The sequence below is a fragment of the Isachenkonia alkalipeptolytica genome, from assembly GCF_009910325.1.
Lineage (GTDB): Bacteria > Bacillota > Clostridia > Peptostreptococcales > T1SED10-28 > Isachenkonia > Isachenkonia alkalipeptolytica.
Window position 1 is genome coordinate 40042 of sequence record NZ_SUMG01000003.1, and the last position, 23517, is coordinate 63558.

The following is a 23517-nucleotide window of genomic DNA, read 5'->3' on the forward strand; positions in this document are numbered from 1 at the left end:
AGGGGTTTTATGGCTTCCATGTCTATTGAAAGCTTAAACCAACAGCATATTGATGTATTAAAGGAAATCGGAAATATCGGTGCCGGCAATGCGGCCACGGCCCTGGCGGGCATGCTGGGCAAAAAAATCGATATGGACGTGCCCAAGGTGAAAATCCTCGACATCCAGGAGGTAGCCGAGGTCCTGGGCGGGGAAGAGAACATTGTGGCGGGAATTTACTTTAATGTTCATGGAGACATCCAGGGAAACATCATGTTTTTACTGGATCTGGATTCATCCAAATTACTGACGAACATGTTAATGGGAAAGAGCAGTGAAAATGGTGAATTGGACGAGATGGACCGCTCCGCTCTTCGGGAAGTGGGAAACATTTTATCCGGGGCCTATATCGCCTCCTTGGTTTCCTTGACGAATTTCAACATACACCATTCCGTACCTTCCTTAGCCGTGGATATGGCGGGAGCAGTGATGAGTGTGCCGGCGATCCAGTTCAGCCATATCAGCGATAAAGTGCTTTTTATTGAAACGGAATTAAAAGAGGGAAAGGACTTGGTAGAGGCACGATTTTTCTTAATTCCCGATGAGCCTTCCTTTGAAAAGATCTTAAACAGTCTGGGAGTGTATTAGCCTATGGGAAATATTATTAAAGTGGGGATGGCGGATTTGCAGACCACGGATAAGCAAGGAGTACTCACCACCTTAGGCCTGGGATCCTGCGTCGGCATCACCCTGTATGATCCGGTGAAAAAAATCGCCGGGATGGCTCATATCATGCTTCCCGACAGCCGACAGATTAAAAACAATGCCAACAAAGCCAAATTTGCCGACACCGCCATTGATGTCTTAATTGAGGCGATGAGGGAAAGGGGGGGGCAGCCCAAGAATTTCCGGGCGAAGCTCGCCGGAGGGGCCCAGATGTTTACCTTCGGCAACGGGGGCAATGACATTATGAAAATCGGACACCGTAATGCCCTGGCCGCGGAAGAAAAACTGGGGGCTTTAAAAATCCCCGTCATCGCCAAGGATGTAGGGGGAAGTTATGGAAGAACCATCGAGCTCTACGGCGACGACGGCCGGTTGTTTATTAAAACCATCGGCCATGGAAGTCAAACCATTTAAAAAAACAGATTGAGGCTAGGAGGCTTAGATCTATGGAACATAAAGGCCTTTGGAAGGATTACAAGGAAAAAAAAGATCCGAAAGCCCGGGAAAAGCTGATTGAACATCATGTGGACATTGTAAAAATCGTGGCGGGTCGACTGAGTATCCAATACGGCGGTCATGTGGAGTATGATGATTTGGTCAGCTACGGGATTTTCGGGCTCATTGATGCCATTGAAAAATTCGACTTGGAAAAGGAAGTGAAATTTCGAACCTATGCTCAAATTCGGGTAAGGGGAGCGGTGATCGATCAGCTAAGAAATCTGGACTGGATTCCCCGTTCCATTCGACAAAAGGCCAAAAAACTGGAAAGGGCCTATCAGGAACTGGAGGAAAAACACAAAAGACATGCCACGGAGGAGGAAATTTGTCAACACATGGAAATTTCCAAAGCGGAACTCCAGGATCTTTTAACCCAGATTAACAGCTTTAACTTAGTATCCCTGGAAGAAAAACTGGAAGAGGGAACCACTTTTGATCTTCCCAAAAAAGAAGAAGAAGTTCCGGAAAACATCTACATAGAAGGGGAAACCTACGAAATCCTCCGCAATCGCATTGAAGGATTGCCGGAGCGGGAAAAACAGGTGATTTCCCTGTATTATTATGAAGAACTGACCTATAAAGAGATCGGAGAAATCATCGGGATTTCCGAATCCAGGGTTTCTCAAATTCATTCAAAGGCAATCATTCGTTTGAAAAATCAACTGGACTGAGGGATTAGGATTCTTAAATAAAGGAGTGGTGTAATGAAGGCATCGGTAACGATCACAGAAAATCACTACGACATGGCCCTAGAAAAAGCCTTAACAGAGTTACAGGCAAGCAAAGAGGAAGTGGACATTGAACTGCTGGAGGAAAAGAAAGGGCTTTTTACTAAAAAGACGGTCACCATTAAAGTAAGCAAGAAAAACGAACCGATTGAAAAAAACCTGGAACGTTCAAAAGAACTGCAGGAAAAAGGGATGGAAAAAATCAACGGCGGGACACCGGATGAAACCACGGGGTTTGTCCTCTCCTATGAGGAGGATGGGGTATACGCCACCCTGAAAAACCGGGAAACCCTGGGTAGTGATAAAAAAGAGCTGATCACCTATCTTTCCCAAAAGAAGGTACAGGATGTGGATAGTAAGACCCTGTTTGAAATAGACGAAACGACCCTGGGGGAACCGGTGAAAATTGCCCCGGCCCAGGAGGAAGTATTGATTGACAGTGAAGTAGAGATTACCCTCCGGAATGAAGGTCTCGAAGCCAATATCACCCTGACAAAGCCCTATGGAGGAAAAGTTCCAACGGTAGAAGAGGTCATGGATAAGCTGCATCAGGAAAAAATTGTCTACGGCATTGACCGGGAACAAATTGAAAAAATTCTGGCCCACCGGGTATTCGATAAACCTTTTCAAATTGCCGGGGGAGATCGGCCGAAGAAAGGGAAGGACGGAGAAATCCGTTACCTGGTGGACGTGGAGGCCAAAGCGAAACCGAAGATTTCCGACAGCGGAACCATCAACTTCAAGGAGTTAAACATCATCAACAATGTGGAAGTCGGTACGGCCCTAGCGGAGTTGATTCCTCCCGGGGAAGGAAGGCCGGGGAAAAACATCTTCGGGGAAGAAATCCCGCCGGAAAAGGGCCGGGAAGCAAGGCTACCCAAGGGGAAAAACACGGAAATCTCTGAAGACGAAAGGTTTTTACACGCCTCCCAGGCCGGTCAGGTACAATTGATCGACGGAAAAGTGGAAGTGAAAAAGGTCTATGAAGTTCCCGCAAACGTGGATAACTCCACGGGAAACATTGCTTTTAAAGGAAAAGTACTGGTCCGGGGAAATGTGAAAGCGGGCTTCAATATTGATGCGGAGGAGGACATTGAAGTTCAAGGGGTGGTGGAAGGCTCGGAACTAAAGGCCGGGGGAGATATCATCCTCAACCGGGGGGTTCAGGGAAACAATCAGGCGGTGTTAACAGGGGAGAATATCATCGCCAAGTACATTGAAAACGCCACGCTGAAAGCCAAGGGGAACATCGAGGCGGAAGCCATCCTTCACAGTATCGTTCAGGCCAAGGGCTCAATAACCGTAGGGGGAAAAAAGGGCCTGATCGTGGGAGGCAGCATCAAAGCTCAAAAAGAGATCCGGGCAAAGGTTATGGGATCTCATATGGGAACCATTACCAATGTGGAAGTGGGCCTTGATCCCGAGGATAAAGAGTACTTCGATGCCCTGGAAAAAACCCTTGAGGAAATCGATAAAAACATTTTAAATCTGAACAAAACCATTGAACTCCTGAAGAAGTTGGAAGGCATGGGAAAGCTTACCGAGGACAAAGAGACGATGCTGATCAAATCTTTAAAAACCATGGAGTTTTTAAACAATAAAAAAGTGAACAGTGAAAAGGAAATTGAAAGTCTCAGATTCAAAATCGCCAATGCAAATATGGGTAAGGTCAGTGTTTCCTCGACGATTTATCCCGGAGTAAAAGTCCGGATCCTCAACGGTGTACGACACATTTACGAGGAAATGTCCAATGCCACCCTTTACCGAAAAGAGGGGGATGTGGTCATCGGACCCTATGAAAAATAAGCTTCGGAAGCAGGTACCCGGATTGAAGGTCAAGGAGGGATTCTATGTCGGTTAAACCTATTGATAAGCAGCTGATGTATCAAAACTCTATACATGAGGCGAAGAATAAACAGAACCAACAGAACAAGCCCATGAATACCAATCAGATGCTGGAAAATGAAGAGGCTAAAAAGCAGAAGGAAGAGGAAAGCCGGATCCAAAAAGGGGAAGGAACCAAGGGGCAAAAGATCAAGCGGGAGAAGAAAAATCCCCGGGACAGTGAACAAAAAGAATCCCGTAAAAAGGAAGCAAAGAATAAAAAACGGGGTAACAAACTGGATGTACGAATCTAAGGAAGAATGAATGAGGTGTAGGATGTGGGAAACGGAAATGAAAGTATGTTGACGGTGCAAATCCTGATGATGGGTCTAATTCTGATATTAATTGCCCTGGCCCTGATCCTTCTGTTTAAAAAAGGGAAAGAGGACAGGGAGATCAGGTCGGAACGGGGACAGGAAATCCTAAAAACCGAAGAACAGGGAAGGGAAGCCCTGAATGCCAAAAAGATATACCGTATGGCCCGGGAATTGGAAGATATTCAGGAAGAGATGATTCAACTGAAAAAAGAACAAAAACAGCTCCATCACCGGATAGACTCCTATAGGAAACGGCAAGAGCCCGGGAAAGAGCAGCCCTTTGACCAGGTATTAAACCAGAGCCTCTTCCAACAAAAGAATGAAGATGTGCTTCAGCGCTATGAAGAGGGAATGGAGCCCGGAGAAATTGCCCGTAGCCTGGGAAAAAGCCTTCGGGAAGTGGAAATGGTAATAAAACTGGGGAAACAGGAAAATAGAGGTGACTAAATATGGGAAGAAAAGTCTGGTCCGGTCTTCTAATCGGCATGGCCCTGGGGATCTTCATAAGCGGAAGTCTTTGGTCCTTGCTGCTACAGGATGGAGCCTCCCGGGAGACCGGGGAAGTAGTTCAAGACCCCGGTGAAGGGATCGTCGGAGAAGAAGAACCTTCGGAAGGGGAATCCGGTGAGAAAGAAGAAAGGGAAGCTGTGGTGGCCTTCGAGATTTCGGAGGATGCCTCCATTGAGGAATTTCTTTACGACTTAATGGTCGAAGGGGTGATCACCTCGAAACAGCAGAAGCAGGAAATTTACGAGGTGCTTACCTATCAGGGGTTGGATGCCGGGGTTCGGGAAATCCCTCTTTATGCCTCCACGGAAGAGATCCTTGAGGCGATTGGGAACCGGTAATTAATCAAAGAAAATTATTGCTTAAATCCCCGATGTATGATAATATATTTTAGTGATAAAAACACACACTTTAGGATTTTCCAAGGAGTGCTTAAAACCTTTTAAGTCCTTGGAAAAGATGAATAAAGTGGAGGAAAAACTAAGGAGGTGCAGCTATGTCTGTAATATCAATGAAACAATTATTGGAAGCCGGTGTGCATTTTGGACACCAAACCCGAAGATGGAACCCGAAAATGGCGGAGTACATTTTCACGGAAAGAAACGGAATTTACATTATCGACCTGCAAAAAACCGTAAAACTGGTGGAAGAGGCTTATAATGTAGTACGGGACCTTTCTGCCGAGGGAAAGAAGATTCTTTTTGTCGGAACCAAGAAGCAGGCCCAGGAAGCCATCGCCAAGGAAGCCGAGCGATGCGAAATGTTCTATGTGAATCAACGGTGGTTAGGTGGAATGATGACCAACTACAAAACCATCAAAAAGCGAATTGACCGACTTCATGAACTGGAAAAAATGAGTGAAGACGGAACCTTCGACGTACTGCCGAAGAAAGAGGTTACCCAACTTCGAAATGAAATGGAACGATTGGAAAAATTCCTAGGGGGAATTAAGGGCATCAACGGAGTACCGGATGCCATCTTTGTAATCGACCCTCGGAAAGAGCGAAACGCCATTAAGGAAGCCCACAAACTGGGAATCCCTGTAATCGGTGTGGTAGACACCAATTGTGACCCCGATGACATCGATTATGTTATTCCAGGTAACGACGATGCCATCCGAGCCGTAAAACTTCTCACCGCCACCATGGCCAACGCCGTATTGGAAGGTAAGCAGGGAGAACAAATCGAAGAGTAAATCAAATAAAATAGCTTCGAACTCTAAAGGTAAGGGTATAAGGGAACTTCCCTTTGACCCTTACCTTAAATACTATAAGGGAGGTTTTTTATAATGAGTATCAGTGCTAAAATGGTAAAAGAACTGCGGGAAAAAACCGCTGCGGGAATGATGGATTGTAAAAAAGCATTAACGGAAACCAATGGAGATATGGATAAAGCGGTGGAGTACTTACGGGAGAAGGGTCTTTCCAAGGCGGCGAAAAAGTCCGGACGAATCGCTTCGGAAGGTTTAGTGGAATCCTACATCCACGGAGGAAGAATCGGCGTATTAGTGGAAGTAAACTCCGAGACCGACTTCGTTGCGAAAAACGAAGAGTTCCAAACCTTTGTAAAGGATATTGCCATGCATATTGCGGCGGAAAATCCGCTGTATGTTAAAAAGGATGAGGTACCGGAAGAGGTTGTGGAAAAGGAAAAAGACTTCTTGACCAAGCAGGCCCTGGCGGAAGGAAAGCCGGAAAAAATCGTTGAAAAAATGGTTGAGGGAAGAATCAGCAAGTACTACAACGAAATTTGTCTACTGGAGCAGCCCTTTGTCAAGGATCCGGACAAAACCGTGGGAGAACTGCTGAACGAAAAGGTTGCAAAGATCGGTGAGAACCTGAGCATCCGTAGATTTGCACGGTTTGAAGTAGGGGAAGGTTTAGAAAAGAAGGAAGAAAACTTTGCCGAAGAGGTAGCCAACCAGATCAAAAAATAATTCCATAGTGATTAATTTCGAGGGAACACGAAAGTGTTCTCTTGATTTATGTTTGAGACTAAGATATAATTTTTTTGAATTGTTATAGAAAAATATCAGATTTTAAAGGAATTTTCATGGGTGATATCGAAATAAATAGAATGGGGGAGTTTGATGAGTAAGCCAGTGTACAAGCGGGTGTTATTAAAACTGAGTGGTGAGGCCCTGGCCGGGGAAAAGGGTTTCGGAATAGACACCGATACCTTAGAGCGAATTGCCAAGGAGGTCAAAGAAGTTGGAGACATGGGCGTGGAAATCGCCGTAGTCGTGGGCGCCGGAAATTTCTGGAGAGGCCGAAGCGGCAAGGGCATGGACCGGGCCACCGCCGACTATATGGGGATGACCGCCACCGTAATCAATGCCTTGGCCCTGCAGGACGCTCTGGAAAACCTGGGAGCCATATGCCGGGTGCAAACCGCCATTGAAATGCGGCAAATTGCAGAACCCTATATTCGACGAAAGGCCATCCGCCATCTTGAGAAACAGCGGATTGTGATTTTCGCCGCCGGTACGGGAAATCCCTACTTTACCACGGACACCACGGCAGCCCTTCGGGCCGCCGAGATTGAAGCGGAAGTCATTCTGCTGGCGAAAAACGTGGATGCGGTCTACGATAAGGATCCGAATACGGATGCCGATGCTGTGAAATTTGACACCTTAAGTTACTTGGAGATCCTGAATCTTGAACTGAAGGTGATGGACACCACGGCAACATCCCTATGTATGGACAACAGCATTCCCATTAAAGTGTTTGGCCTTGAGGCACCGAACAGTATTAAGCGGGTCATCCTAGGAGAAAAGATCGGTACCTACATTTATTAAGGGAGGAAAGAAAAATGGAACTGAAAGTACACAAGGAAATGAAACAAAGCATGGAAAAGACCTTAAACGTGTTCAAAGAAGACTTAAACACCGTACGGGCAGGGCGGGCGAATCCTTCAATGCTGGACAAAGTGAAAGTGGATTATTACGGAGCCATGACTCCGCTAAACCAACTGGCATCTGTAACCGCACCGGAGCCACGGCTGATCAATGTTCAGCCCTATGATGCCACGGCTCTGCAGGCCATTGAAAAAGCCATCATCAGCGCGGATCTGGGACTGAATCCCAGCAATGACGGAAAAATCATTCGAATCAACATCCCCCAATTAACGGAAGAACGCCGAAAAGATTTGGTGAAAATGGTAAAGAAAATGGCGGAAGAGGCCAAGGTCGCCATTCGAAACGAAAGAAGAAATGCCAATGATGAACTGAAGAAGATGGAAAAAAACAAAGACATCACCGAAGATGATCTAAAAGACGGATTGGAAACCGTTCAGGAAATAACCGACGAGTACATTGAAAAAATTGATGAACTGATCAAACATAAAGAAGCGGAAATTTTAGAAGTATAATATTCGCGGGATAATGATTAAACCCCCTAACGGGGGTTTAAAACAGTAAGGTGGGAAATTATGAAGGAAATGCCAAAACACATTGCCATCATTATGGATGGGAACGGCCGTTGGGCGGAAAAACAAAACAAAATGCGGGCAACCGGACATCGTCAAGGGGTGGAAGCCCTGCGGGCGGTGCTGGAAAAGGCGGATGAAATCGGAATTAAACATTTAACGGTATACGCTTTTTCTACAGAGAACTGGGCTCGACCTAAAGCTGAAATCAAAGCACTGATGTTGCTTTTATTGGAATACATCAAAAGTGAATCCAAGGCGCTTCATAAAAAAAACGTACGGATCACCACCATCGGGAATCTTCAATCCTTTGATGAAAAAATTCAAAAAGAAATCGCAAAGGCCAAGGAGCTCACCGGGAATAACACGGGGTTGAACTTCAATATCGCCTTGAATTACGGCGCCCGGGATGAAATCCGCCGGGCGGTGGAGGAAATTGTTCAACAGGACCGGCGGGGGAACCGGGAAGGCCTTTCGGTTACCGAGGAAGAGATCGAAAAACATCTGGACACCGGGGATATGCCGGACCCGGATCTTTTAATCCGCACCAGCGGAGAAATGCGGCTGAGTAACTATTTATTATGGCAGCTGGCCTATACGGAACTGGTATTTACCGAAACCCTATGGCCGGATTTTACCGGTGAGGATTTAAAAGAAGCTGTGAAGGAATACCAAAATCGGGATCGGCGATTTGGTAAAATATAATTTTGGGGGAACTTTATGATTACTCGGATAATTAGTGCAGTTATTGGAATACCCATACTCATTGGGATAATAACCCTGGGAGGCGCTCCGTTGATGGCGGCCCTGGGCCTGGTGATGATTTTAGGACTTCGGGAGTTTTATCAGGCCCTTTCTAAAAAAGGCTTTCAGCCCGTGGACGGAATCGGTTATGCCTTTACCGTTTTTTTGGTGTTCAGTTTGTTCCTTGGACAGGATTGGGCCACCCAGGGAATTTACGGTGCCTTCCTTCTGACGGCCTTAACATTGCTGTTGAACGAAAAGTATACGGTACAGGACGGGATGTTGACCCTGTACGGCATTCTTTATATTCCAATACTGATGAGCTATATTATTCGGGTGGATCTTTTGGAAAGTCCCGCCCATATCATCTGGCTGGTATTTATTATTGCCTTTGCCACGGACACTTTCGCTTATTTTACCGGCCGATTCCTGGGAAAACATAAACTCTGTCCCCGGGTAAGTCCGAAAAAAACCATTGAGGGCTCCATCGGAGGACTTGTGGGAACCGTGGCGGCCTGCGGGGTATTCGCCTATTTTATTTTCCCTCAGGGGATTTTCTCTTTCATGATCCTGGGCGCCTTGGGATCGGCGGTGGCCCAGATGGGAGACCTCAGCGCTTCTATGGTAAAGCGGTGGACAGGAATAAAGGATTTCGGGAAGATTATGCCCGGCCACGGCGGGGTGCTGGACCGCTTTGACAGTATTATCTTTGCCGCCCCCCTGGTTTATTATTACATAACCATGGTTGTAGGATAGGGCTGCAGCAGTAAAAAAAGTTTTTATATAAATGGTATAATAGAAAGTAAGGGATGGGGACGGAAGGAATAATAATTCAAAAAAATAAGTCCCCTATGGAAAGGATGGAGGAAATGAAAAACCTAGGTATTTTAGGGTCTACAGGATCCATCGGCGAACAAACCCTGGAAGTGGTTCGAAAAAACCCCGGGGATTACCGTGTATCGGCCCTGGCGGTTATGGGAAATATCAGCCGTTTAAAGGAACAGATTCAGGAATTTCAGCCGAAGTTGGTGGCCGTCTTTGACCCGGATAGAGGGAAGTTGTTAAAAGAGGAGATTATTAAGCTGAAGGCCCGGGGGCCGAGAACGAAAACACCGGAGGACAATCCGAATTATCCTCTTTTCCGTGTGAAAGTCTTAGTGGGCCTCGAAGGCCTCGTTGCCATTGCCACCTCGGGAGAAGTGGATTTACTGGTAAACTCTGTGGTGGGCAGTGCAGGTCTGGTACCTACCGTAAAAGCCATCGACGCCGGAAAAAACATTGCCCTGGCCAATAAGGAAACCCTGGTGGTAGCCGGGGAACTGGTGATGCAAAAAGCCAGAGAAAAAGGGATTCAAATCACTCCCATCGACAGTGAGCACTCCGCAGTATTCCAGTGTTTACAGGGAGAGAAAAAAGAAAGTTTGGAAAAGATCATTCTAACCGCTTCCGGAGGCCCCTTTCGCACCTGGAAGAAGGAAGAAATTGAAAAAGCCACCTATCGTCAGGCGCTGAAGCATCCTAACTGGGCTATGGGACGAAAGATTTCCATCGATTCCGCAACCATGATGAATAAAGGCTTGGAAGTCATTGAAGCCCGCTGGCTTTTCGATGTGCCCCAAGAAAAAATCGAAACCTTGGTGCATCCCGAAAGCATTATCCATTCCATGGTGGAATATGTGGACAGTTCCGTGATTGCGGAGCTGGGGGTGCCGGATATGAAGGTGCCGATCCAGTATGCCCTTTCCTACCCGGAAAGAATCAAAGGGGACTATGAAAAACTAAGTCTCAGCAAAATTAGAAACCTCTCCTTTGAAGAACCGGATACCCGGCGTTTTCCCTGCCTGAAACTGGCCTATGAGGCCCTGGAAGCGGGAGGCACCATGCCGGCGGTACTGAATGGTGCCAACGAGGTATTGGTAGAGGCCTATTTACAGGAAAAAATCACCTTTTATGATATACCGAAATATATTAAGATGGCCATGGAGGCTCATACGCCCTTTGAGTACACCACTTTGGAGGAAATCCTGGAAGTGGACCGTTGGGTACGTGATTACGTAAGCAACACCCTATTGTAAGGAGGAGTAACTGTGATATTTACACTAATTTCCGCCGCCATTGTTCTTGGGTTACTGGTAATTGTCCATGAACTGGGACACTTTACCGTGGCCAAGGCTGTCGGCATCAAAGTGCAAGAGTTTTCCGTGGGAATGGGACCGAAGATTTTCCAAAAGAGAAAGGGAGAGACCGACTACTCCCTGCGAGGGGTTCCCATCGGCGGATACGTGAAAATGGAGGGAGAGGACGAATCCTCCGAGGACGAAAGAAGCTTCAGCAATAAACCGATACTCAGCCGTATTGCCGTGCTGATTGCAGGATCCTTTATGAATTTTTTACTGGCGATTATTATTTTAACCGGGATTTTTTATACCATCGGCGTGGTCACCACGGATATTGCCGGGGTTTCCGATGATGCTCCCGCCTATGAAGCCGGGATTGAAGCCGGGGATAAAATCATCGCCATCGACGGGGAAACCGCCAGAACCCCCAGCGCGGTGCAAAACTATATCAATCTTTCCGAAGAGGACCAGATACAGGTTACGGTAGAACGGGGAGAGGAAACCCTGGAAAAGACCGTGGGCGTTCGAGTGGATGAAGAACTGAACCGCCGGATCATCGGTGTGGAGTTTGATGTGGAGCAGTCCCTGGGCGCTGCGGTGGCGGGAAGTTTTCGAGAAACCCGAACCATCGTTGTAGAGATTTTTAATTTCTTCACCCGAATATTTACCGGAGAAGCGGATGTGTCCCAGGAAGTGGCAGGCCCCGTGGGGATTGTCAGTCTGGTGGGAGACGCCACGAGAGCCGGATTTATTAATGTGGCCCTACTGACGGCCTTTATCAGTATCAATCTCGGGATCATGAATCTGTTACCGATCCCCGCCCTCGACGGCAGTCGAATACTGTTTTTATTGTTAGAGGCGGTTCGGGGTAAACCCATCGATCCGGAAAAAGAAGGGATGGTTCATTTAGTAGGCTTCGGTCTATTGATATTTATCATGCTGATGGTGACCTATCAGGACATTCTTAGACTGTTTTAGCAATCCCCCTTGAAAGGATAGATTAAGAAAGAAGGCAGGAAGAATCCGAGGATTCCTTGGAGAAATATTTTAGGAAATAGGTGAGACAATGAGACGACAAACGAAAAAGGTTCAATGCGGGCATCTTCATATCGGTGGAGATGCCCCGATTTCCATACAATCCATGACCACCACCGATACCCGGGATGTAAGAGCCACCGTGGCCCAGATCCATGCCTTAGAGGAAGTAGGCTGTGACATCGTTCGGGTGGCGGTACCGGATATGGCGGCGGCCAAGGCCCTGGGGGCCATAAAAGAAGAAATTCATATTCCCCTGGTGGCGGACATTCACTTTGATTACCGCCTGGCCTTAGAGGCCATGGAACAAGGGGTGGACAAACTGCGGCTGAACCCGGGAAATATCGGGGACAAAAGCCGGGTACAGCAGGTGGTACAAAAAGCCAAGGAGAAAAACATTCCCATTCGCATCGGCGTCAATGCCGGATCCATCAGTGAGAAAATCATCGAAAAGCACGGCGGCATTACGGCGGAAGCCATGGTGGACAGCGCCGTGGAACACATAAAAATCTTAGAGGCCATGGATTTTAGGGACATTGTCATCTCCCTAAAGGCCCACGACGTGGCCCTGACTCTGGAAGCTTATGAAAAGATCAGCGAAGTGGTGGATTATCCCCTGCACCTGGGTATTACCGAGGCGGGAACCCGATGGGCGGGGACGATAAAATCCTCCCTGGGGATCGGCGCCATGCTCTTAAAAGGTCTTGGAGACACCCTTCGGGTATCCCTTACGGGAGAGCCCACGGAGGAAGTGGAAGTGGGCAAGGAAATTTTAAAGGCCGCGGGGATACGGAAAACCGGATTGACCTTGATATCCTGTCCCACCTGCGGACGGTGCAATATTGATTTAATTAATCTCGCCACCCGGGTAGAAAAAGCCCTGAAAAATGTGGAAAAACCCATTGAAGTAGCGATTATGGGCTGCGCGGTGAACGGTCCCGGAGAAGCCAAGGGAGCGGATATCGGTATTGCAGGAGGCCAGGGCAGCGCCCTGCTTTTTCGAAAAGGGGAAATTATTCGGAAAATCCCCGAATCGGAAATTGAAGAGCAGTTATTAGCGGAGATTGAAAAGCTTTAGAGAACCGGGAGGGGAAATATGGAGACCTACACACTACAAGACTTCTTTGAAAAATTTCAGATCACCGGGGAGGCGTCCTTTGCTAACTACCGGGTTCAAAAAGTGGTGATGCATCGAAAACAGGGGAAGATGGATCTTCATTTGCGAAGTGAAAAAATCGGACTGGAGGACAGTTTGTTTTTATATCTGCATCAACTGAAGGAAAAGCTGGCCCTGAAAAAGGATATCGAACTCCAGCTGGAATATGACGGAGGAGAACAGGATTTCGAGAAAATCCTGGAGGAGAACCGGGAGAATTTATTTTTCATCCTACGACGAAATCTTCCCTTCTGTAAGGATTTTTTAAAACGGGAGGACTTGTCTTATCAACTGACGGGAGAACAACTGAGTATCAAAATTAACGAAGGGCTGATCGCTGACAAGGCTCGGCAGCGGAAGGTGAACAAAAAAATTGAAGCTTTTTTTCTGGAAACCTTTCGTAAAAAGATCACCTGTGAGATATTAGCGCCCAATGTGGAGTTTAACCTGAACGAGTATCATCAGACCCTGAAGGTGGAAGAGGAGAGCCTGGCCAAGGAACTGGATGCCCAGGAACCTTCAAAACCAGCAAAAGCCAACGGTAGCTCGGGGAAAGCCAAGGGCCCCGCAGGCAAGGGAGGCAATGTGATTCTTGGGAAATCCATTCCCTTAAACACGGAAATCACCAAACTTTCCGACTTGGAAGAACACCATGATAAGGTCACCGTGGATGTGGAAGTCTTTGATTTTGAATACAAGGAACTGCGAAGCGGGAAGAAGGTCTACATCCTACAGACCACGGACTATTCCAACTCCATTACCGTAAAATTCTTTGAAGGAAAGAAAATGTCCGTGGTACCGGAAGAGGTCATCAACAAAGGGGATACCTTCTGGATTCGGGGAGACATCGTCTTTGATAAATTTCTGAAGGAAAATATTTTAATGGCCTGGGATATCAACACGGTTAAAAAAATCGTCAAGGGAGACGAGTCCAAGGAAAAGCGGGTGGAACTCCACCTTCATACCCAGATGTCCTCCATGGACGGCATGACCAATATCTCCAGAATGGTTAAGCGGGCCAAGGAATGGGGCCATAAAGCCATTGCCGTAACCGACCACGGAGTTTTGCAGGCCTTTCCCGAAGCTATGGGGGCCGCAAAAGAGCACGATATGAAAGTGATTTACGGACTGGAGGGCTACGTGGTCAATGACAGTGAGCCCTTAGTTACGGGAGAGATGAGCCATCATTTTGACCAGGACTTTGTGGTGTTTGACTTGGAGACCACGGGACTTTCCAGCAACAATGACGGGATTACGGAAATTGCCGGAGTGAAAATCCGTGGGGGCGAAATCATCGACACCTTTTCCAGCCTGGTCAATCCCGAAAAAAACATTTCTCCGAAGATTACGGAAATTACGGGGATTACCAATGAAATGGTTCGGCATGAACGAACCGTCGACCAGGTACTGCCCGAGTTTTTAAAGTTTGCCCAGGGCAGCTGCCTGGTGGCTCACAACGCGGACTTTGATATGGGATTTGTCCGGGGGAAGGCCAAAAAACTCGGTTTAACCGTGGAAAATTCCGTAGCCGACACCCTGACTTTGTCCAGAGTCCTATTAAAGGACTTAAAACGGCATAAATTGAATTTAGTGGCCAAGCACCTGGACGTGCCCCTGGAAAATCATCACCGGGCCCTGGACGATGCCGAGGCCACGGGGAAAATATTTATTAAGCTGATGAATCGAATGAAGGAACAGGGAATTGAGACCCTGGGGGCTATCAACGACCAACTGGGGAAAAGAGTGGATTTTAAAAAGAGCCGCTCCTACCATATTGTCATTCTTGCAAAGAATTTACAGGGGCTGAAAAACCTGTATCAACTGGTTTCCGCCTCCCATATTGACTATTTTTATAAAAAGCCCCGGATTCCCAAAAGTCTGATTCGTAAACATCGGGAGGGACTGATTTTAGGGACCGCCTGCGAGGCCGGAGAGCTCTACCAAAGCATTCTCAAAAACGATCCCCCGGAAAAAGTGGCGGCAATTGCCAAGGAATACGACTTTTTAGAGGTCCAGCCCCTGGAGAACAATCGTTTTTTAGTGGATAAAGGATTTTTACGATCCACGGGAGAGCTGGAGAATATCAACAAGCGCATCATCGCCTTGGGAGACAAGCATGATAAACCGGTGGTGGCCACGGGAGACGTGCACTTTTTAAACAAAGAGGACGAGGTCTACCGAAGGGTACTGATGACCGGGCAGGGCTTTGACGACGCCGATAAACAGCCTCCTCTGCATTTTAAAACCACGGAGGAAATGCTTAGAGACTTTTCCTATCTTCCCGGGGAAAAGGCGAAGGAAATTGTCATTGAAAATCCGTCAATGATTGCGGATTCCGTGGAAGCCATCAAACCCATACCGGAAGGAACCTTTCCTCCGGAGATTGAAGGCTCCGAGGAAAACCTGAGGGAAATGTGTTATAACAAAGCCAAACGGATTTACGGGGATCCCGTGCCGGAGCTGGTGATCAACCGACTGGACCAGGAGTTGAATTCGATTATTTCCAACGGTTATGCCGTACTCTATGTAATTTCCCAGAAACTGGTGACCAAATCCCTGGAGGACGGTTACCTAGTAGGGTCCCGGGGGTCCGTAGGGTCGTCTTTTGCCGCCACCATGAGCGATATCACCGAGGTCAATCCCCTGCCTCCCCATTACGTCTGCGACCGTTGTCAGCACTCGGAGTTTTTCACCGACGGCTCCTACGCCTCGGGCTTTGACCTGCCGGATAAGCAGTGTCCGAAGTGCGAACACGAGCTGACCAAGGAAGGCCATGATATTCCCTTTGAAGTCTTCCTCGGTTTTGAGGGAGACAAGGAGCCGGATATTGATTTGAACTTCGCCGGAGAATACCAAAGCGTGGCCCATCAATACACCGAGGACCTCTTCGGTAAGGGCAAGGTTTTTCGGGCGGGGACCATCGGCACCATCGCCGACAAAACCGCCTACGGATTTATTCGTAAATATTTAGACGAAAAGGAGATCATCTCCAACCGTGCGGAGATCAACCGCCTGGTAAGCGGCTGCACCGGGGTAAAACGCACCTCGGGACAGCACCCCGGCGGGGTTATGATTGTCCCTAGGGATAAGGACATTCATGATTTCTGTCCCATACAGTATCCCGCCAATGATTCCAAATCCGGGATCATTACCACTCATTTTGATTACAACGCCATCAGCGGCCGGCTGTTAAAGCTGGATATACTAGGCCATGACGGACCCACGGTAATTAAAATGCTGGAAGATTTAACCGGCACCGACGCCCTGAAATGGCCCCTGGATGAGGCCAAGGTTCTGAGCCTTTTTACCGGCACCAAGGAAATCGGTGTGGATCCCAAGGAGCTGGGGTGCCCTGTAGGGACCTTAGGGATTCCCGAGTTCGGAACGAAATTCGTACGGCAGATGCTGGTGGATACTCAGCCCACCACCTTCGGAGAACTGGTCCGGATCAGTGGACTGTCCCACGGGACCGACGTATGGCTCAATAACGCCCAGGATCTGGTTCGTAAGGAAGTGGTGGAACTGAAGGATGTAATCTCCACCCGGGATGACATTATGAACTATCTGATCCTGAAGGGACTGCCTTCAAAGCTTTCCTTTAAGATTATGGAAAAGGTCCGTAAGGGCAAAGGAATTACCGAGGAGGAAGAGGCTACCATGGTGGAAAATCAGGTACCCGACTGGTACATCGACTCCTGTAAAAAGATCAAGTACATGTTTCCGAAGGCCCATGCGGCGGCCTATGTGATGATGTCCTTTCGAATTGCCTGCTATAAGGTGTACCATCCTGAAGCCTTCTACGCCACCTACTTTACCACGAAAGCCGAGGATTTTGATGCAGGGCTGGTGGTCAAAGGGGTGGAGGCCATGAAGGAACGGATCAAGGAAATTGAAAGTATGGGCAACGACGCCACGGCCAAGGAGAAAAACCTGCTCACCGTACTGGAGGTTTCCCTGGAGATGTACCTTCGGGGAATCGAGCTACTGCCTGTGGATCTTTACAAGTCCGATTCCGATCGATTTCAGGTCCTTGAGGGCAAACTCCTGCCGCCCCTGAAATCCCTGCAGGGAGTCGGGGAGAACGCCGCGAAAAATATTGTGGCGGGAAGAAAGCAGGGAGAGTTTTTATCCGTCCAGGATCTGGTGCAAAAGACCAAGGTTTCCAAAACCGTGATTGAAGCCTTAAAGGAAAACCGCTGCATACTGGATCTCCCTGAAACCAATCAATTATCCCTGTTTTAGTCATCCCTATTTTAGCTTGTGCAAAATAGGGGATTATGATATACTATTTGTAATCAGAGGACTTTACCGTCGAAGAGTGGGAGAAACATACCCACTCTTTGCTATTTATATAAGTAGATAGCCGAAATTTTTAATTTCGTGGTAGATACTTAGTTTTACTACCCATAAGCAGATATCCCAAATCTGTGATTTGGTGATAGTCGCTTACATTGTTCTCAGTAAGTAGGTATCCCAAATTTCATATTTGGTGATAGTGGCATAATAACAATTAAAATAGATAGGAAAGTATAAAGGAGGCACGGAAATTTGAAAAGAAAAGAAGTGGAACAGCGGGTGGAATCCTTGGTGCTCTCAGCCGTGGATGAAGTCTTCGAATTAGTGGATGTGGAATATGTGAAAGAAGGGCCCCATCGATACCTTAGGATCTATATGGACAAAGAGGGGGGCATCACCCTGGAAGACTGTCAAACCATCAGTGAAAGTGTCAGCGAGCCTTTGGACAAAGAGAATTTTATCGACGAAGCCTACTTTTTGGAGATTTCCTCTCCCGGTCTGGACCGGCCCTTAAAGAAAGACGAGGATTATCACCGTTTTACCGGAGAGAATATTGAAGTGAAACTGTATGAATCCATCAACGGAGAAAAGGTCTACGAAGGAGAACTACTGGGACTGAATCATAACACCGTAGAGATTTCCCTAGACAAGGGAGACATTGTCAAAATACCAAAAGAGAAGATTGCCGGTGCAAAACTTGCAGTGAAATTATAAGGGGGTAGAAGGATGAAGTTGGAATTTATCAACGCCCTTGAAGAAATTCAACGGGAAAAAGGGGTTTCTAAGGAGATATTGTTAGAAGCCATCGAAGCAGCATTAATATCCAGTTACAAAAGAAATTTCGGTTCTTCGCAGAATGTCCGTGTAAACATTGAAGAGGAAACCGGAGAAATCCAGGTGTATTCTCAAAAAGAGGTGGTGGAAGTAGTAGAGGACGACACCCAGGAAATCTCTTTAGAAGAAGCCAAAACGAAACATCCCAATTATGAAATCGGGGATGTGGTGGAAGAGGAAGTAACCCCGAGGAACTTCGGACGGATTGCCGCCCAAACCGCAAAACAGGTGGTGGTACAGCGTATTCGGGAAGCGGAGCGGGGTGTGGTATACGAAGAGTATGTCAACCGGGCTTCCGATATTATTACCGGAACCATTTCAAGAGTATCCAAAGGGATGGTGTTTGTGGACCTGGGAAAAACTGAAGGAATCTTAGAGCCCAACGAACAGGTACCCACGGAGGAGTATATTCATAACCAACGGATCAAAGCCTACATTCTGGAAGTGAAAAGAACCACCAAAGGCCCTCAAATTCTTCTTTCAAGAAGCCATCCCGGTTTAGTGAAGCGGTTATTTGAGTTGGAAGTACCGGAAATTCATGACGGTGTGGTGGAAGTTTTGGGGATTTCCCGGGAAGCGGGTTACCGTTCCAAACTGGCGGTAAACACCATGGATGAAAACGTGGACCCGGTAGGAGCCTGTGTAGGTCATAAAGGTAGCCGTGTACAGCGGATTGTGGAAGAACTCAACGGAGAAAAAATGGACATTATAAAATACAGTGAAGATCCCAAGGAATTCATCACCGCGGCCCTCAGTCCTTCAAAGGTTGTAAAGGTCATGACCAGTGAAAAGGACAAAGCCGCAAGAGTCATTGTTCCCGATTATCAACTGTCCCTGGCCATCGGTAAGGAAGGGCAAAATGCCCGGCTTGCTGCTAAGCTTACGGGATGGAAGATTGATATAAAGTCCGAATCTCAGCATAAAGAAGCGGGATCTCCCTTCTTTGGAGAAGAGGAAAGCCTGGAGATCGGTGAAGAGGTGGAAGCCTCGGAAACCGCAGTTGCGGAAGAAAACCTGATCGAAGAAGAAAACCTGGTAACCGAAGACGTGGGAATTGAAGAGGACCTGGGAGATTTACCCGGGGAATCCACGGAGACCGACGAAGAAACAGCGGAGCAAGACCCGGAAGAAAAAGAATAAGAGGTGATTCCATGAAGAATCGAAAAACTCCCCTTAGAAAATGTATCGGATGCGGAGAATTAAAGGACAAGCGAGAGCTTGTGCGGGTGGTTCGAAACAAAGAGGGAGAAATCTCCCTGGATACCACAGGAAGAGCCCACGGAAGAGGGGCCTACATCTGTTCGAAAAAAGCCTGTTTGGAAAAGGCTATCGAAAACCGGGGGCTGAACCGTTCCTTTAAGTGCCAGGTACCCAAGGAAGTATACAATAAGCTGTTAGAGGAGATCCCTGCCGATGAAACATAACCCAAAAGTACTGGGGCTTTTAGGCCTGGCCATGCGGGCCGGGCAAGTGGTCTCGGGAGAAGAAGGGGTCCTTGCCGCCATTAAAAGTCAAAAAGTGCAGCTGGTCCTTATCGCGGAAGATGCTTCCCAGGGGACGAAAAAGAAATTCACGGATAAAAGCAGTTATCGAGACATTCCCCATCGAATCCTCTTTGAAAAAGAGGTTTTGGGGCATGCCATCGGGAAAAAAACTAGGGCTGTTATAGGGATTGTAGATCCCAATTTTGCAAAGAAAATGCTGGAGATGATCGATTGCAGTCACTAGCCTAAAATATAGGGGGTGTTTGATTTGTCAAAGATCAGAGTGTACGAATTAGCAAAAAAATTGGATATGAGTTCCAAGGAGCTCATCTCAAAATTAGAAGAGCTTTCCATTGAGGTTAACTCCCATATGAGCAGTTTGGAAGAAGAGGAAGTTAACATCATTGAAGAGCTTTTTGCCAAGCCCGAGGAAACTCCGAAAAAGGAAGAGGAAAAAAAGCCGGAGGAACCGAAAAAAACCAATAAGAAGGCGAAGAAGAAAAAGCTTTCCAAAAAAGAACAAAAGAAACAACGACATCAGGAAACCCAACAGAAAAAAGAGAAGACCGAAGACAAAAGCGAAGGAAAGAATGAGGTGGATGACATAATAGAATTAGAAGAGAAGATCATCGTAAAGGATTTAGCAGAGAAACTGGACAAAAACCCTAATGAAATCATCGGAAAACTGGTACAGTTAGGAATCATGGCGGCCATCAATCAGGAGATTGATTTTGAAACCGCAGAGTTAATCGCCGAGGAATACGGCATAGAAGTAAGCTTAAAGGAAAGCGAAGAAGAAAAAGTGGAAGATCCGGAAGAACTGTTGGATTTTGAAATCGAAGAGGATGATCCTAAGGACCTGGAATTCCGATCTCCCGTAATCAGCGTTATGGGCCATGTAGACCATGGAAAAACCACCTTGCTCGACGCCATTCGAAAGACCAAGCATGTGGATACGGAAGCCGGAGGGATTACCCAGCATATCGGTGCTTCCGAGATTGCCATTAACGATCAAAAAATCGTTTTCCTGGATACGCCGGGACATGAAGCCTTTACCTCCATGCGGGCTAGAGGGGCCAAGGCGACGGATATCGCCATATTAGTTGTGGCCGCCGATGACGGGGTTATGCCTCAAACCATTGAAGCGATTAACCACGCAAGAGCTGCGGAAATTCCAATGATCGTTGCTATTAATAAAATTGATAAACCGGGAGCTAACGCCGATCGGGTAAAGCAGGAACTGACGGAACATAATGTAGTTATAGAGGATTGGGGCGGCGATGTGATTGCCGTAGAAGTTTCCGCTATTGAAGGGTCGGGAATCGACCAGCTCTTAGAGACGATTTTACTGGTTGCGGAGATGGAAGAGCTAAAAGCGAATCCCAACCGAAAAGCCTTAGGCATTGTTGTTGAAGCCAACCTGGATAAAGGACGGGGGGCCGTGGCCACCGTACTGGTGAAAAATGGGACCTTGAATATCGGCGACAATGTGGTTGTAGGCCTGGCTTCAGGAAAAGTACGAGCCATGATCAACGATTCCGGGAAACGTCTGAAAAAAGCGGGCCCTGCCACAGCAGTGGAAATCACCGGCCTGTCGGAAGTACCCAAGGCCGGCGATAAGCTGATCGTGGTGGACGACGAGAAAATGGCTCGAAACATCGCAGCAAAACGGCAAAGCAAGGTGAAATTAGATAAAGTGAAATCCGATAAGCGGGTATCCTTAGAAGACTTATACGATCGGATGAAAGAAGGGGAACTGAAGGAATTAAACATCATTGTGAAAGCCGATGTACAGGGATCCGTTGAGGCGGTGAAACAATCCTTAAGCAAGCTGACCAATGAAGAAGTGGTCATTAAGCCGATCCACGGCGGCGTGGGAGCCATTACGGAAACCGACGTAATGTTGGCCTCCGCCTCCAATGCCATCATCATCGGATTCAATGTTCGGCCTACCTCCTCGGCGACAGCCATCGCGAAAAAAGAGGAAGTGGATCTGAGAACCTACCGAATTATTTACCAGGCCATTGAGGATATCGAAAATGCCATGGAAGGAATGCTGGATCCGGAATTCAAAGAAGTGGACCTTGGGAAAGTGGAAGTACGGGCTACCTTTAAAGTTCCCAATGCCGGTATGATTGCCGGTTGCTATGTACTGGAAGGGAAAATTACCCGGAATGCCAAAATCCGACTGGTTCGTGACGGTATTGTGGTTCATGAAGGGGAAATCGACTCCTTAAAACGATTCAAGGACGATGCCAAAGAAGTGGTCAAAGGCTTTGAATGTGGAGTGGGCATTGAGAACTTCAACGATGTCAAAGAAGGGGACATCATCGAAGCCTATGAGATCCAGGAAGTGGAGCGAAAGTTAAAGAAGTAAAGGAAAAGCCGAAGCAGAGAGGAAGATGAAAATGGCTTATTCAAGAGAACAACGGCTCAGTGAAGAGATTAAAAAAATCACCAGTAAAGTTATCCGGGATGAACTGCGGGATCCCAGAATAGCACCGATCACTTCCGTTACGGAAGTGGACGTCACCGGAGATCTTCGGTACGCCACACTGTTTATCAGTGTCCTGGGAACGGAAGAGGAGAAAAAAGGCACCATCGAAGCCTTAAATCATGCCAAAGGGCTTCTTAGAAAAGAAGTGGGAAAAAGAATCAGCTCCCACTTTACTCCGGAGATCCTGATAAAAATGGATGAATCCATTGAGCAGGGGGTTAAAATGCATCAAAAGATCAATGAGGTACGGGAGAAGGAAGAAGCGCGAAACACGGAGAATCCTTCCGAAGAAGCATCCCCGGGAGAACCCCATGATCAGTAACATTCAACGAGAGATTCAACAGGCCATAGAAAAGGCAAAGACCATCGCCCTGATTTCCCATAAAAGTCCGGACGGAGACAGTCTCGGTTCCGTAGCCGGGCTGGGGCAGGCCTTGATGGAAACCGGCAAAGAGGTAACCCTGTTTATCAATGATAAAATCCCTGAACGATATGAATTTCTGGCGGAGAAAAACCCTTACCGGATGTATAAAAAAGGAATGGGAGAGGGAATGGACCTGGTATTTGTCCTGGACTGCGGTCAAGCCTCAAGGCTGGATTACAGCGAAGGGATTCTTAACGAGGGAAAGGTCATCATCAACATGGACCACCATATGAAAAACCCCGACTTTGGTCATATCAACTGGGTGAATACCGAGATTTCCTCCACCTGTGAACTGGTGCTGGAATTGATCCGCAAACTGAAACTTCCCCTGAATCACTCGGTGGCCACGGCGCTTTATACGGGCATCGTAACGGATACTGGGAGTTTTATGTACGACAACACCGCCCCGGGAACCCTTCGGGCCTGTGCGGAGCTTTTGGAAGCCGGCGTGGACAAGGACCGGATTTACCGGGAGGTGTTCCAAAGCCGAAACCTTCGGGAGGTTAAACTTCTAGGGGAAGTGTTAAAGGATCTGACCCCTCTTTTTGAGGGCCGGGTAACCCTTTCCAGCCTAAGTCAACAAACCCTGAAAAACCACGATCTGGACATTCAAAGCCTGGATGAGCTCATTGATTTTACCCGGGATATTGCCGGGGTGGAAATCTCCGTGGTCTTAAAGGAAATGGAAAACGGCGGTACCAAAATCGGTTTTCGCTCTAAGGGAGAATACCGGGTAGACAGCCTGGCCAGGTCCTTCGGGGGCGGCGGCCATGAAAAAGCCGCCGGGGCCACGGTGAAAACCGATTTAGAGGAAACGGAAACATCTGTGAAAAAAGCCTTGGAAGAATTACTGAAGTAAAGGGAG

General features: G+C 47.5%; 24 protein-coding genes. All 24 read left to right on the forward strand.

The features are described from left to right. Nucleotides 1-9: 9 nt before the first annotated feature. Entirely contained in the window at nt 10-627 is a 618-nt protein-coding gene (locus tag ISALK_RS03670; RefSeq protein ID WP_245394406.1) for a chemotaxis protein CheC, read from the forward strand. A 3-nt stretch (nt 628-630) separates the two neighbouring features. Beyond that, the gene (locus ISALK_RS03675) at nt 631-1119 is read left to right on the forward strand and encodes a chemotaxis protein CheD (protein WP_160719150.1); all 489 of its coding nucleotides are present in this window, start codon (nt 631-633) and stop codon (nt 1117-1119) included. Nucleotides 1120-1151: 32 nt separating this feature from the next. Beyond that, nucleotides 1152-1874, forward strand: coding sequence for a FliA/WhiG family RNA polymerase sigma factor (locus tag ISALK_RS03680; RefSeq protein WP_160719152.1), 723 nt, complete (start codon nt 1152-1154; stop codon nt 1872-1874). Nucleotides 1875-1907: 33 nt separating this feature from the next. Beyond that, the gene (locus tag ISALK_RS03685; protein ID WP_160719154.1) at nt 1908-3737 is read left to right on the forward strand and encodes a FapA family protein; all 1830 of its coding nucleotides are present in this window, start codon (nt 1908-1910) and stop codon (nt 3735-3737) included. Between the two features lie 44 nt (nt 3738-3781). Beyond that, entirely contained in the window at nt 3782-4069 is a 288-nt protein-coding gene (locus ISALK_RS03690) for a hypothetical protein (protein ID WP_160719156.1), read from the forward strand. Between the two features lie 24 nt (nt 4070-4093). Further along, a complete protein-coding gene (locus tag ISALK_RS03695) occupies nt 4094-4579 on the forward strand; it encodes a DUF6115 domain-containing protein (RefSeq protein ID WP_160719158.1) in 486 nt (161 codons plus the stop codon). A 2-nt stretch (nt 4580-4581) separates the two neighbouring features. After that, the gene (locus tag ISALK_RS03700; protein ID WP_160719160.1) at nt 4582-4980 is read left to right on the forward strand and encodes a hypothetical protein; all 399 of its coding nucleotides are present in this window, start codon (nt 4582-4584) and stop codon (nt 4978-4980) included. Nucleotides 4981-5135: 155 nt separating this feature from the next. Further along, nucleotides 5136-5834, forward strand: a complete 699-nt coding sequence (rpsB, locus tag ISALK_RS03705) for a 30S ribosomal protein S2 (RefSeq protein ID WP_160719161.1) — start codon at nt 5136-5138, stop codon at nt 5832-5834. 93 nt (nt 5835-5927) lie between these two features. After that, nucleotides 5928-6575, forward strand: coding sequence for a translation elongation factor Ts (tsf, locus tag ISALK_RS03710; protein WP_160719163.1), 648 nt, complete (start codon nt 5928-5930; stop codon nt 6573-6575). A 153-nt stretch (nt 6576-6728) separates the two neighbouring features. After that, complete coding sequence (gene pyrH / locus ISALK_RS03715) at nt 6729-7436, forward strand: UMP kinase (protein WP_160719165.1); 708 nt, start codon at nt 6729-6731, stop codon at nt 7434-7436. Between the two features lie 14 nt (nt 7437-7450). Next, complete coding sequence (gene frr, locus ISALK_RS03720) at nt 7451-8008, forward strand: ribosome recycling factor (RefSeq protein WP_160719167.1); 558 nt, start codon at nt 7451-7453, stop codon at nt 8006-8008. Between the two features lie 60 nt (nt 8009-8068). Next, nucleotides 8069-8770, forward strand: coding sequence for an undecaprenyl pyrophosphate synthase (uppS, locus tag ISALK_RS03725; protein ID WP_160719169.1), 702 nt, complete (start codon nt 8069-8071; stop codon nt 8768-8770). Between the two features lie 15 nt (nt 8771-8785). Continuing rightward, nucleotides 8786-9565 (forward strand): phosphatidate cytidylyltransferase, encoded by a 780-nt coding sequence (locus ISALK_RS03730; protein WP_160719171.1) that lies wholly within the window; start codon nt 8786-8788, stop codon nt 9563-9565. A 113-nt stretch (nt 9566-9678) separates the two neighbouring features. After that, nucleotides 9679-10884, forward strand: coding sequence for a 1-deoxy-D-xylulose-5-phosphate reductoisomerase (locus ISALK_RS03735; RefSeq protein ID WP_160719173.1), 1206 nt, complete (start codon nt 9679-9681; stop codon nt 10882-10884). A 12-nt stretch (nt 10885-10896) separates the two neighbouring features. Beyond that, nucleotides 10897-11904, forward strand: a complete 1008-nt coding sequence (gene rseP, locus ISALK_RS03740) for an RIP metalloprotease RseP (protein WP_371723477.1) — start codon at nt 10897-10899, stop codon at nt 11902-11904. Between the two features lie 88 nt (nt 11905-11992). After that, a complete protein-coding gene (gene ispG, locus ISALK_RS03745) occupies nt 11993-13039 on the forward strand; it encodes a flavodoxin-dependent (E)-4-hydroxy-3-methylbut-2-enyl-diphosphate synthase (RefSeq protein WP_160719175.1) in 1047 nt (348 codons plus the stop codon). Nucleotides 13040-13057: 18 nt separating this feature from the next. Continuing rightward, the gene (locus ISALK_RS03750) at nt 13058-17359 is read left to right on the forward strand and encodes a PolC-type DNA polymerase III (RefSeq protein WP_160719177.1); all 4302 of its coding nucleotides are present in this window, start codon (nt 13058-13060) and stop codon (nt 17357-17359) included. A gap of 306 nt (nt 17360-17665) precedes the next feature. Continuing rightward, nucleotides 17666-18127 (forward strand): ribosome maturation factor RimP, encoded by a 462-nt coding sequence (gene rimP / locus ISALK_RS03755; RefSeq protein ID WP_160719179.1) that lies wholly within the window; start codon nt 17666-17668, stop codon nt 18125-18127. 12 nt (nt 18128-18139) lie between these two features. Then, a complete protein-coding gene (gene nusA / locus ISALK_RS03760) occupies nt 18140-19387 on the forward strand; it encodes a transcription termination factor NusA (protein WP_160719181.1) in 1248 nt (415 codons plus the stop codon). Between the two features lie 11 nt (nt 19388-19398). Next, nucleotides 19399-19671: an RNase P modulator RnpM gene (gene rnpM / locus ISALK_RS03765; protein WP_160719183.1), complete on the forward strand. Its 273-nt coding sequence runs from the start codon at nt 19399-19401 to the stop codon at nt 19669-19671. Then, on the forward strand, nt 19661-19975 hold the full coding sequence (locus ISALK_RS03770; protein ID WP_160719185.1) for a L7Ae/L30e/S12e/Gadd45 family ribosomal protein: 315 nt from the start codon (nt 19661-19663) through the stop codon (nt 19973-19975). Before rnpM ends, ISALK_RS03770 begins: the two co-directional genes overlap by 11 nt. 24 nt (nt 19976-19999) lie before the next feature. Beyond that, nucleotides 20000-22108, forward strand: a complete 2109-nt coding sequence (gene infB, locus ISALK_RS03775; protein ID WP_160719187.1) for a translation initiation factor IF-2 — start codon at nt 20000-20002, stop codon at nt 22106-22108. 31 nt (nt 22109-22139) lie between these two features. Beyond that, nucleotides 22140-22550 carry a 30S ribosome-binding factor RbfA gene (gene rbfA / locus ISALK_RS03780; RefSeq protein WP_160719189.1) on the forward strand — a complete coding sequence of 137 codons (411 nt, stop codon included), beginning with the start codon at nt 22140-22142 and terminating at the stop codon, nt 22548-22550. After that, nucleotides 22540-23511 (forward strand): DHH family phosphoesterase, encoded by a 972-nt coding sequence (locus tag ISALK_RS03785; RefSeq protein ID WP_160719191.1) that lies wholly within the window; start codon nt 22540-22542, stop codon nt 23509-23511. The genes rbfA and ISALK_RS03785 overlap by 11 nt, the downstream gene beginning before the upstream one ends. The last annotated feature ends 6 nt before the right edge of the window (nt 23512-23517 follow it).

Bases quoted from the DNA above. Each gene is read 5' to 3' on its own strand.
- ISALK_RS03670 (WP_245394406.1), top strand. From the start codon at position 10: ATGGCTTCCATGTCTATTGAAAGCTTAAACCAACAGCATATTGATGTA.
- ISALK_RS03675 (WP_160719150.1), top strand. From the start codon at position 631: ATGGGAAATATTATTAAAGTGGGGATGGCGGATTTGCAGACCACGGAT.
- ISALK_RS03680 (WP_160719152.1), top strand. From the start codon at position 1,152: ATGGAACATAAAGGCCTTTGGAAGGATTACAAGGAAAAAAAAGATCCG.
- ISALK_RS03685 (WP_160719154.1), top strand. From the start codon at position 1,908: ATGAAGGCATCGGTAACGATCACAGAAAATCACTACGACATGGCCCTA.
- ISALK_RS03690 (WP_160719156.1), top strand. From the start codon at position 3,782: ATGTCGGTTAAACCTATTGATAAGCAGCTGATGTATCAAAACTCTATA.
- ISALK_RS03700 (WP_160719160.1), top strand. From the start codon at position 4,582: ATGGGAAGAAAAGTCTGGTCCGGTCTTCTAATCGGCATGGCCCTGGGG.
- rpsB (WP_160719161.1), top strand. From the start codon at position 5,136: ATGTCTGTAATATCAATGAAACAATTATTGGAAGCCGGTGTGCATTTT.
- tsf (WP_160719163.1), top strand. From the start codon at position 5,928: ATGAGTATCAGTGCTAAAATGGTAAAAGAACTGCGGGAAAAAACCGCT.
- pyrH (WP_160719165.1), top strand. From the start codon at position 6,729: ATGAGTAAGCCAGTGTACAAGCGGGTGTTATTAAAACTGAGTGGTGAG.
- frr (WP_160719167.1), top strand. From the start codon at position 7,451: ATGGAACTGAAAGTACACAAGGAAATGAAACAAAGCATGGAAAAGACC.
- uppS (WP_160719169.1), top strand. From the start codon at position 8,069: ATGAAGGAAATGCCAAAACACATTGCCATCATTATGGATGGGAACGGC.
- ISALK_RS03730 (WP_160719171.1), top strand. From the start codon at position 8,786: ATGATTACTCGGATAATTAGTGCAGTTATTGGAATACCCATACTCATT.
- ISALK_RS03735 (WP_160719173.1), top strand. From the start codon at position 9,679: ATGAAAAACCTAGGTATTTTAGGGTCTACAGGATCCATCGGCGAACAA.
- ispG (WP_160719175.1), top strand. From the start codon at position 11,993: ATGAGACGACAAACGAAAAAGGTTCAATGCGGGCATCTTCATATCGGT.
- ISALK_RS03750 (WP_160719177.1), top strand. From the start codon at position 13,058: ATGGAGACCTACACACTACAAGACTTCTTTGAAAAATTTCAGATCACC.
- nusA (WP_160719181.1), top strand. From the start codon at position 18,140: ATGAAGTTGGAATTTATCAACGCCCTTGAAGAAATTCAACGGGAAAAA.
- rnpM (WP_160719183.1), top strand. From the start codon at position 19,399: ATGAAGAATCGAAAAACTCCCCTTAGAAAATGTATCGGATGCGGAGAA.
- ISALK_RS03770 (WP_160719185.1), top strand. From the start codon at position 19,661: ATGAAACATAACCCAAAAGTACTGGGGCTTTTAGGCCTGGCCATGCGG.
- rbfA (WP_160719189.1), top strand. From the start codon at position 22,140: ATGGCTTATTCAAGAGAACAACGGCTCAGTGAAGAGATTAAAAAAATC.
- ISALK_RS03785 (WP_160719191.1), top strand. From the start codon at position 22,540: ATGATCAGTAACATTCAACGAGAGATTCAACAGGCCATAGAAAAGGCA.